The 8,991-nt window shown below is 66.2% G+C and carries 8 protein-coding genes and 2 pseudogenes; 4 read left to right on the top strand and 6 right to left on the bottom strand.

Features of this window, described 5'->3' with window-relative positions:
* Positions 1-193, top strand: a pseudogene (locus tag B1964_RS23605) (HNH endonuclease); the annotation flags it as partial.
* Between the two features lie 133 nt (positions 194-326).
* Here B1964_RS23605 and B1964_RS23600 read toward each other — a convergent pair.
* Together B1964_RS23600 and B1964_RS23595 are read right to left on the bottom strand one after the other, a co-directional pair.
* Complete coding sequence (locus B1964_RS23600) at positions 327-1,442, bottom strand: hypothetical protein (protein ID WP_079931503.1); 1,116 nt, start codon at positions 1,440-1,442, stop codon at positions 327-329.
* Positions 1,442-2,611 carry a phosphotransferase family protein gene (locus B1964_RS23595; RefSeq protein ID WP_079931502.1) on the bottom strand — a complete coding sequence of 390 codons (1,170 nt, stop codon included), beginning with the start codon at positions 2,609-2,611 and terminating at the stop codon, positions 1,442-1,444. The genes B1964_RS23600 and B1964_RS23595 overlap by 1 nt, the downstream gene beginning before the upstream one ends.
* A gap of 39 nt (positions 2,612-2,650) precedes the next feature.
* Between B1964_RS23595 and B1964_RS23590 the strand changes: the two genes are divergently transcribed.
* Positions 2,651-3,271 carry a TetR/AcrR family transcriptional regulator gene (locus tag B1964_RS23590; protein ID WP_079931501.1) on the top strand — a complete coding sequence of 207 codons (621 nt, stop codon included), beginning with the start codon at positions 2,651-2,653 and terminating at the stop codon, positions 3,269-3,271.
* A gap of 6 nt (positions 3,272-3,277) precedes the next feature.
* Here the strand turns inward: B1964_RS23590 and B1964_RS23585 are convergent, their stop codons facing one another.
* Entirely contained in the window at positions 3,278-5,329 is a 2,052-nt protein-coding gene (locus B1964_RS23585; RefSeq protein ID WP_079931500.1) for an oligopeptide transporter, OPT family, read from the bottom strand.
* A 116-nt stretch (positions 5,330-5,445) separates the two neighbouring features.
* On the opposite strand from B1964_RS23585, the gene B1964_RS23580 reads away from it, so the two are divergent.
* A complete protein-coding gene (locus tag B1964_RS23580) occupies positions 5,446-5,931 on the top strand; it encodes a PPOX class F420-dependent oxidoreductase (RefSeq protein ID WP_079931505.1) in 486 nt (161 codons plus the stop codon).
* 1 nt (position 5,932) lies between these two features.
* Here B1964_RS23580 and B1964_RS23575 read toward each other — a convergent pair whose 3' ends face one another.
* Both B1964_RS23575 and B1964_RS23570 read right to left on the bottom strand, forming a co-directional pair.
* On the bottom strand, positions 5,933-7,249 hold the full coding sequence (locus B1964_RS23575) for an aspartate aminotransferase family protein (protein ID WP_079931499.1): 1,317 nt from the start codon (positions 7,247-7,249) through the stop codon (positions 5,933-5,935).
* Between the two features lie 37 nt (positions 7,250-7,286).
* Positions 7,287-7,640 carry a nuclear transport factor 2 family protein gene (locus B1964_RS23570; protein ID WP_079931498.1) on the bottom strand — a complete coding sequence of 118 codons (354 nt, stop codon included), beginning with the start codon at positions 7,638-7,640 and terminating at the stop codon, positions 7,287-7,289.
* 115 nt (positions 7,641-7,755) lie between these two features.
* On the opposite strand from B1964_RS23570, the gene B1964_RS23565 reads away from it, so the two are divergent.
* Positions 7,756-8,565, top strand: a complete 810-nt coding sequence (locus B1964_RS23565; protein WP_253194151.1) for a helix-turn-helix transcriptional regulator — start codon at positions 7,756-7,758, stop codon at positions 8,563-8,565.
* Here the strand turns inward: B1964_RS23565 and B1964_RS23560 are convergent.
* Positions 8,562-8,991: pseudogene (locus tag B1964_RS23560) on the bottom strand (DUF3376 domain-containing protein); the annotation flags it as partial. The gene B1964_RS23565 and the pseudogene B1964_RS23560 overlap by 4 nt on opposite strands.

Here is an 8,991-nt window from a genome sequence, read left to right as displayed (position 1 = left end):
CCACTGGCGACCCTTCAACCACACCAACCCCGAAGCCGGAGGCTGGACAGTGCTCGGCGACCTGATCCCGCTGTGTCGGGCCGATCATCAACGCAAACATCTCGCCGAGTGGGTGCCGACGCTCTACACCGATCGGCGGGTGGAGTGGCGGAGTCGGTGGAGTGGGCAGGTGATTGTCACCTACCCGCGGTGACGGCCGCCTTTGCTGTGGGGTGGAAACAGCTGTGAATCAACGGGTCTCGAGGCTCCTCGCTAGCGCTCGTCACACCTCGACCACCAAGAAAAGGCGTCTCGACCACCAGGAAAGGCGCCTCGACCACCGCCGGCTACGGCGCCACCGACAGCCAGTCGGCGAAGCCGGACGGGTCGTGGCGACCGAGGGCGCCGTGCTCGAACAGGCCCCAGCCCTCTCGGGTGGTGCCGTCGGCTTCGCGGCAGGTCGCGGTGCCGACGTGGTCGATCATCCCGAATGGAATGCGGCCGGCGACAGCGGGATCGGCCAGATCGTAGGTCACCCGCTCGGTGAAGCCCTCGCCCTTCCACAGGCCGTGCGTCCAGTCGGGGTCACCGCCGTACCCGCCGCCGACGTGGAGCGGTGTGGCCAGCAACGACCTGACCTCGAGCGTGACCGTGCCGCCCGCGGAGTCGGTCATCTCGATCGAGGCACCGGTGGGAATCCTTGTGCCCGAGCGGTAGTGCGCGGCAATCCGCGGCCAACCGAGTTGCTCGACGCGACCGTCCTTCCAGACGCGACTACAGTCGTTGAGGGTTCGGAATCCGTCGGAGTTCTCCTGGACGATGAGGACAAGGGCGAAGTCGTCGAACGCCATCGGGATGTAGTTCCACCACATCCCTTCGAACGGGGGGTCGGCCGGACGTCCCGCGGGTTCGGCTTCGCCGACGGGACGGATACCCCACGAGCGGTCACGCGACCCGAGCCACGTCGCCGGATCGACGGTGATCTCCTCACCGTCGATCACCAGCTGTCCACGCCACGTGCCGAGTTGTGCGAAACGCTGGGCGTCCAACGTGATCCGCCGACCGGTGCGCATCACGTGCGGCATTTCCTGCAACGCGTCGAACAGTCCGGTGAAGGTGAGATCGGCAGAAATGCCGCCGGTCTCGTCGAGGACGATACGCAGCGAGCGCAGGGGTTCGCTGACCTCGACACGATAGTTGCCGACATGCTGATTGAGGCGGTCGTCGTCGATCGCGTCGGACAGGTGTACCGCAGTGTGGGTGCCGCCGCGGCTGATGAGGACGAACGCATCCTTGACGCCGAGGTTCGGGTAGTACCCGATGCCGGTGATGAGGAAGATCTCACCCGTGCGGTCGTGGGCATTGAAATAGGAGCGATCGTAGAAGTTGCGGTCGGAGCTACCCGGCCATGCGATCGGTTGGGGGAGTTGATGAATGGGGAATTCGTCGGTGGGTCCGAGCATTACGGTCCTTCCTCGAGAAGACGTTCCAGCAGGGTACGGTGATAGAAGAGTTCGGCGTCGACGTCGGCGGGCCGGGTGATCTCACCGAAATGCACGCGTCGGGCGCCGGCGCGCATGAACACACAGCACCAGATCACGCCGGCGAACACCGAGAACCACCGCATGTCACCGAGTTCGACTCCGGTCAATTCTCGATAGGTGTCGCGGACGTCGTTCTCCCGCAGGAAATGTGGCATACCGGGCAGCGCGGCGAGCCCACAGAGCTCCTGGAAGACCTGGTGCGCGAAGATCATCCACGACACGTCGAGCTCGCGTGGTCCGAGGGTGGCCATCTCCCAGTCGAGGATCGCCGCGGGGGTGAAGTCCTGGTAGATCACGTTGCCGATCCGCGCATCACCCCAGATGAGTACCGAATCCGACGCGGCGACGTCGTCGGGGAAGTGGTCCTCGAGCCACGGCAGCGCCCGATCGACCAGCGGGGACCGGCCGATCGTCGTCGACGACTCGTACCACTGCGCCAGCCAGGTGAGACGGCTGCGCAGGTCCGACCCGGGGGCAGGTTGGCCCTCACGTAGGAACCCGAACCTCGTCGACGCCTCGGGAATCGAGTGTAACCGCGCCACCAGTTCGATCGTCGAATCCTGCAGGGCACGTTGATGTTCCATGGGGGCGTCGAAGAGCCAGTTGTCGCCGAAGGTGTAGGGCATGACGTCGGGTGGGACGAGCCCGTCGATGCGATCCATCAGGAAGAAAGGCGACCCCAACAGCGCGCCCGTCGGCTCGAGCCACCGCATCCGGGGGATCGGAAGGCCGGTGGTTTCGGCGGCGAGTCGCATCGTCTCGTATTGGTGATCGAGCCGGTAGGTGTCGAAGACGGGGATGTCCTCGGGTCGCGGCGCCATGCGCATCACCCACCGCTCGTCGGCCGGTGAACCCCCGTCGGGCCAATGCGCATCGACCATGATCGTCTCCGACGACATGCCGTTCGCGTCGACGCCGGCATCGATGTGCAGCTGGGGTGTACCGCGAGGGGAGTCCCCGCGGCTGCCGATCCAGTCGGCGAGGATGAGTGGGACCTCCGAGGTGTCGCGTGCCGACCGCTGCAACGGGTCGACGTGGGTGTCGACCGTGGGGGTGTGACCGCTGTGTGGGGGCGCCGTGTCGGACATCGGTGATTCCTTCCTCATTCCGCTACGCTCGGTAGCGTTATGACAGCAGAGGACGCGAGCGCCCGCAGCGGAATCCGGAAAACCGCCGGACGGCCCCGTGACGACAGCATCGATACCGCGGTACTCGACGCGGCACGTGAACTGCTGGCCGAGACCGGATATGCAGGGGTGACGGTCGCCGCGGTTGCGCATCGTGCAGGCACCACCAAGACCGCGATCTATCGGCGATGGGAGTCCAAGCCGCACCTGGTACACGACGCCACGTTCGGCCGGTTCACCACGTTGGTGCCGCAGAGCGGACGGATCTCCGAGGATGTGGCACAGATGGTCGAGGAGGTGTGCGCGGTGTTCGGCAGTCCCGTGACGCGGGCGGCGCTACCGGGCCTGATCGCCGATATGGCCGCCGATCCGGCGGTGCATCAGCGAGTGCTCGCGGGCTTCGCCGGAGTCTTCGGCGGCGTCGCCGAACGCCTCACGGACGCGCGCGAACGTGGAGAACTGCGCGTCGACGTGGACCCGACGATCTTCGTCGAAATGCTCGGTGGCGCAGCCATTCTGCGCACCCTCATGCATCGCGAGGACGGTCTCGACGAGGCATGGGGTGCGCAGATGTTGGCGGCGCTGTCGGCGATCGTCGTCGACGAGCCACCGGCGCAGTGAGCAGCCTCAGCGTTTGGTGACGTCGACGGGCTCGCTCGGCCCGACCCCGGTTCCGCCCATCGACCCCGCGATCCGCTGGGCCCACTTGTAGAGCCCGAGGATGAGCAGGATGAAGAACACGATGCCGAGCCACTTGGCGTAATTCTCGAAGGAGTCGCCGACCACCCCGAGCACGCCATCGTCCCCGGAGGCGGCGACGATCGCCGCATAGACCACACCGAACAGACTCTCGCCGACGATCAGACCGGTGGCCATGAGCACACCGATCCGCTTCTTCTGCTCGACGTCGCCGCCCTTACGGTCGGCCCACTTGTTGTAGAACACACCGAGGATCGCGCCGACCGGGATGATCAGCGTCAATGACATCGGCAGGTACATGCCCATACCGACGGCCAGCGGAGGCAACCGCAATCGCCCGGTCGTCCGCCCGAGCACCTCGTCGACGATGATGACGCCGATCCCGATGAGTGCGCCGATGCCGAGCAGACCCCAGTCCAGCGACCCGCCGAGCACGCCCTTGGCAAGAGTGGACAGCAGTTGCGCCTGCGGCGCCGACAGGGCGTCCTCGCCGGCGCCGGGCATACCGGCGAAGCCGAACGAATCGTTCATCAGCCCGAGGATCGGCGGGATGACCGCCGACCCGAACAGCACGCCGATGATGAGCGCGACCTGCTGTTTCCACGGTGTGGCACCGACCAGCTGACCGGTCTTGAGGTCTTGCAGGTTGTCGTTGGAGATGGTGGCCACGCCGAAGACGATCGCCGAAGCGAACAACGTGTACGCGATCAGTGCGTCGGTCTGGTCGCCGGTCGCGGTGCCGTAGACGACCTTGATCAGCACCGCGGCGATGATCACCACGAGGATGCCGACACCGGAGATCGGGCTGTTCGACGACCCGATCAGTCCCGCCATGTAGCCGCAGACCGCCGCGACCACCAGGCCGATGATGGCGACGAACACGATGGTGACGGTGATGATGCCGCCGGCCGACCCGACGAGCGGCATCGACGACGAGCCGGCTTTCGCGGTGTGGACGAAGTCCCACAGCAGCAGCCCGATCGGGATGAGCATCACCAGGACGGTGCCGATGACGTACGGGAACGGGATGTCGCGTTCGGTGATGTCGACGGTGACCCCGGCGCGGCGTGAGCGCGCGGAGGTGAGTGCGCCGGAGATGCCGGTGATGATCGGCCGCATGATCTTGAGGAGAGTCCACACGGCGGCGACGGCGATGGTCCCCGCGCCGATGAGCCGGACGTCGGAGGAGAAAACGGTGTCGATGGTGTCGCCGATGGCGCCGGTCGCGGCCGTGAAATCGCCCCACGAGTAGATCGGCATCAGGATGAAGAACGAGATGACCAGACCCACGAGCATCGCGATACCGACGGTCAGGCCCACCAGATGGCCGACGCCGATCAGTGCCAGCGACAGGCTCGCGCCGAACATGCTTCCGCCACTGCCGATCCGGTAGACCGCCGACACGGAGTCGGTGAAGATCCGCATCTTCGCCAGCAGGGCGAACAGAGCCGAACCGACCGAACCGATGATGATCGCCTTGAGGCCGGCCCGGTTGCTCTCCACGCCCTCGGAGGTCTCGCCGACCTTCAAGACCTCAGCTGCGGCAACACCTTCCGGGTAGGGCAGGTCCGAGCCGGTGACCAGCGCCCGACGCAGCGGAATCGAATACATGACGCCGAGGATGCCGCCGACCGCGCAGACCGCGAGGGTGATCCAGTACGGGAACCCGGTCCACCATCCGATCATCACCAGACCGGGGATGACGAAGATGATCGCCGACAAGGTACCCGCGGCCGACGCGATCGTCTGCACGATGTTGTTCTCGACGATGGAGTGATGGGAGAAGAAGCGCAGCACCGCCATCGAGATCACCGCGGCCGGGATGGCCGTGGCGAAGGTCAGGCCCACCTTGAGGCCCAGGTAGACGTTGGCCGCGGTGAACACCAGCGTGATCAGGCCGCCGAGAATCACGCCGCGCACGGTCAATTCGCGAAGACCCGCGGTGGGCGGTGGGGCCACCACGGTCGGAGCATCGGACATGGTGGTCTCTCCTTCGCTCGGGGTCTGTCACACCATAAGCCCGGTGCCCGGCGTGGCGGGCGACCTCGGGACCGAGACGTGTCCGCCGGATGTCGTGCGTCACCTACGGTGGAGACATGCCCAGAACGATTGCCACCGCCACCGATGTCGAGAAGGCCGAGCTCGAAGAGTTCCTGCGGCCGCGCCACAAGATGTTGCTGCTCACCACCCGGGACTCGGGCGCCCCGCAGATCTCGCCGGTCAGCGGCGGCGTCGATGACCAGGGCCGCATCGTGATCGCCACCTATCCGGGACGCGCGAAAACCACGAACGCCAAGAAGCGCCCGCAGGTCAGCGTGTGCGTCATCTCCGACGAGTGGAACGGCCCGTGGGTTCAGGTCGACGGCACCGCGGAGGTCCTCGACATGCCCGACGCCGAGGACGGTCTCGTCGACTACTTCCGGTCGATCGCCGGTGAGCACCCCGATTGGGATGAATACCGTGCAGCGATGCGACTGCAGAACAAGTCGCTGATCCGGGTCACGCCCACGTCGTGGGGGCCGATCGCCACCGGCGGGTTCCCGGCGGACGTCGCCGCCGCGCTCGACGCCAAAGACGCCTGACTCAGACGCTCTCGGCGATCGCCTGCTCCAGGATCTCGAGGCCGAGCCCGAGTTCGTCGTCGGATGCGGTGAGTGGCGGTGCGATCCGGAACGTGCCGCCCATACCCGGTAGCTGCACCACATTCATGTGCAGCCCGAGTTCGAAGCACCGACGGGTCACCGCGGCCCCCAGCCGGTCGGCGCTGGCATCGGGGTCGCCGGACTCGACGAGTTCGAGTCCCTGCAGCAGCCCGCGCCCGCGGATGTCGCCGACGACGGCATGGCGACGAGCGATGTCGCGCAGGCCCTCCCGCAACAGTTTTCCGGCGTCGGTGGCGCGCTCGTCGAGCCGATCACGTTCCAGCACATCGAGAACGGTGTTGCCGACGGCGGCGACCAGCGGGTCGGAGACATGGGTGGTGAAGAACAAGAACCCACGGTCGTGGGCGGTCTGCTCGATCTCCGCGGAGGTGATGGTCGCCGCGAGCGGCAGTCCGGCGCCCAGCGTCTTGGACAGGGTGAGGATGTCGGGGACCACGCCGTCGCGCTGGAAGGCATACCAGTCACCGGTGCGGCACAACCCGGTCTGCGCCTCGTCGAGGATGAGGAGCATGCCGCGCTCACGGCATTTGCGTTGCAGCGCAGCCAGATAGCCCGGCGGCAGATCGATGACACCGCCGGAGGAGAGGATCGGCTCGACGATGCACGCGGCCAGCGAGCCGACCGACTGGGCGTCGATGAGCCCGAAACCGAAGTCCAGCTGTCGTTCCCAATCCAGGGTGCCGTCGGTACGGGTGAAATCGGGACGGAACGCGTCCGGGGTGGGCAGCGCGTAGTTCCCCGGTGACACCGGACCGTAACCGCCACGACCGGCGCTGTAGGTCGCTGCCGCGGCCGCATGCGTCATGCCGTGCCACGACCGCGCGAACGACACGATCTCGTGCTTGCCGGTGACGAGTTTGGCGAGTCGGATCGCAGCTTCGTTCGACTCGGCGCCGGTGGTCAACAGCAGCACCTTCTCCAGCGGTGCGGGCAACGAATCGGCCAGTCGCGCCGCGAGTTCGAGGACCGGCTCGGAGAGCATCCCGCTGAACAGGTGATCGAGCGTTGCGACCTGCCGCGATACCGTCGCCACGATCTCGGGGTGCGAGTGCCCCAGGATCGCCGACATCTGACCCGAGGTGAAGTCCAGGATGCGCCCACCGTCGACCGTGTAGACGAAGCTGCCCTCGGCGCGGGCGATCAGCTCGGGCGAGAAGCTGCCGCCGTAGCGAATCAGGTGTCGGGCGGGATCGGGCGGGGTGGGGTCGGGCGGAGTGGGGTCGTGCGCCGTGTTCATCCGTTGACGGTAGCGGCTGAAGCGATCACCCGGAATGTCACGCCGGCACTTTGTCGAGGAATCCCCGGACGTCGTGGATCCTGCCCTGCTCATCGAGGACTATCACGTCGAAACCGACAACCACCGGCTCTGATCCGGCCGGCCCGAGCCCCCAGTGGAATCGCAGTTGCCGATGGTGAGCGTCCACTTCGCTGAGTTTGGAGAACACGAATTCGGGGAACTGTTCGTGCACGCCATCGATCACGGCGCTCACGCCGGCGTGACCGCTGACTTCCGCGAGCGGATCAACGTAGGAGACCGAAGGCGACCAGACGGCGGCAAGGAGATCCGCCCGGTCGTTCCCGGTGGCGTTCCACGTTTGCAGGTACTTCTCTGCGATGTCGTTCATCATTCTTCCTTCCTTGCGGGAATAGGCTTCCCGCAAGGAGTCTGACGATGACCGATGCGTGTGGCCATGACCTCGGAGGTCATGGCCCACCGGACATGCGCCGTCTACTCTTTCGTGCATGGCCGCGACACCCATGAACGCCGACAGCGCGGGTGCCATGCTCCGGATCTGGCGAGAGCGCCGCAGGCTCAGCCAGCAGGAACTGTCGAACCGTTCCGGTGTGTCCAGTCGACATGTGAGCCGGGTGGAGACAGGCAAGGCGCACCCCAGCGTCGACATGCTCCTCCATCTGGCCGAACAATTGGACCTACCACTTCGAGAGCGCAATCGAGTGCTTCTTGCCGGCGGGTACGCGCCCCGGTACGAGGCCCGTGATCGGGATGACGCTTCGGTCGCGGCCGTGATGGACGGCTTACGCGGTCTGCTCGATGCCCATCGCCCTTATCCTGCACTCATTCTGGACGGCTATTGGAACATCATCGACGCCAACGATGCGACGGAAGGTCTATTGGCAGGATGTGCACCCGCACTCCTCGAGCCGCCGGTCAACGTGCTGCGTGTGTGCCTGCATCCCGACGGGATCTCCACCCGCATCCGCAATCTCAACACCTGGGCCGGCCATCTGTACCGGCAGGTCACCCATCGGGCGAATCGCACTCACGATCCCCGCCATCTCGAGCTTGCCGACGACATCGTGTCGAACGTTCCAGATGTGCTCAGCGCGCCACCCGGAGCCGGGCCCGTTCTCACTCTCGAACTCGATTCCGCCGAAGGGACTCTGCGGTTCTTCAGCGTCTCGACCCAGCTGGAGACGGCGACTGACGTCTCTTTGGAGGAGCTGCATCTCGAAACATTCCTCCCGGCAGACCAGCAAACCAGGGACCTCTTCTCGAAGTGCGAGCCGCAAGGGCACACGACCACCGCTTAGTCGGTTGGGCGCAAACCCATCTCCTCCGAGGTGCGTGGTGTGACGTTGCCCAGGAACACCGCGAGGTAGAGCCACCACACGATCACCGGAACGAGGACGGTCAGGGGCAGCGCCGAATCCGGGATGACCCAGACGTCGAAGGCCGCGGCGATCGCCCCCGAGAGGACCGCGGCGGGAGCCGCGTAGGTGTAGACCTGGGCGGCCGAGGTCCACCCCCACAGCGAACACGCGACGAGGACGGCGCTGCACACCGCGGCGAGCACCGCGGTGTAGATCGGGGCGCTCGGCGGGGTGGCGTCACCCCAGAACGCGGTGACGACGATCGCGACGATGAACACCACTGCGACGACGAGGGGAACCCGCCGGCGCAGTCGTCGGCCCAATCCTTCGACGACCGGCGGGTTGTATGCCAGTGCGGGAGGCACT

Origin of the sequence: Gordonia sp. i37 (assembly GCF_002043085.1) — a bacterium.
Classification (GTDB): domain Bacteria; phylum Actinomycetota; class Actinomycetes; order Mycobacteriales; family Mycobacteriaceae; genus Gordonia; species Gordonia polyisoprenivorans.
Note: the sequence above shows the minus strand (reverse complement) of the source record. Positions and strands in the feature narration are given on the sequence as shown.

Coding starts and splice junctions, on each gene's coding strand:
- B1964_RS23600 (WP_079931503.1), bottom strand. CDS start 1,442: ATGCTCGGACCCACCGACGAATTCCCCATTCATCAACTCCCCCAACCG.
- B1964_RS23570 (WP_079931498.1), bottom strand. CDS start 7,640: ATGATGAACGACATCGCAGAGAAGTACCTGCAAACGTGGAACGCCACC.
- B1964_RS23585 (WP_079931500.1), bottom strand. CDS start 5,329: ATGTCCGATGCTCCGACCGTGGTGGCCCCACCGCCCACCGCGGGTCTT.
- B1964_RS23590 (WP_079931501.1), top strand. CDS start 2,651: ATGACAGCAGAGGACGCGAGCGCCCGCAGCGGAATCCGGAAAACCGCC.
- B1964_RS23595 (WP_079931502.1), bottom strand. CDS start 2,611: ATGTCCGACACGGCGCCCCCACACAGCGGTCACACCCCCACGGTCGAC.
- B1964_RS23575 (WP_079931499.1), bottom strand. CDS start 7,249: ATGAACACGGCGCACGACCCCACTCCGCCCGACCCCACCCCGCCCGAT.
- B1964_RS23580 (WP_079931505.1), top strand. CDS start 5,446: ATGCCCAGAACGATTGCCACCGCCACCGATGTCGAGAAGGCCGAGCTC.
- B1964_RS23565 (WP_253194151.1), top strand. CDS start 7,756: ATGGCCGCGACACCCATGAACGCCGACAGCGCGGGTGCCATGCTCCGG.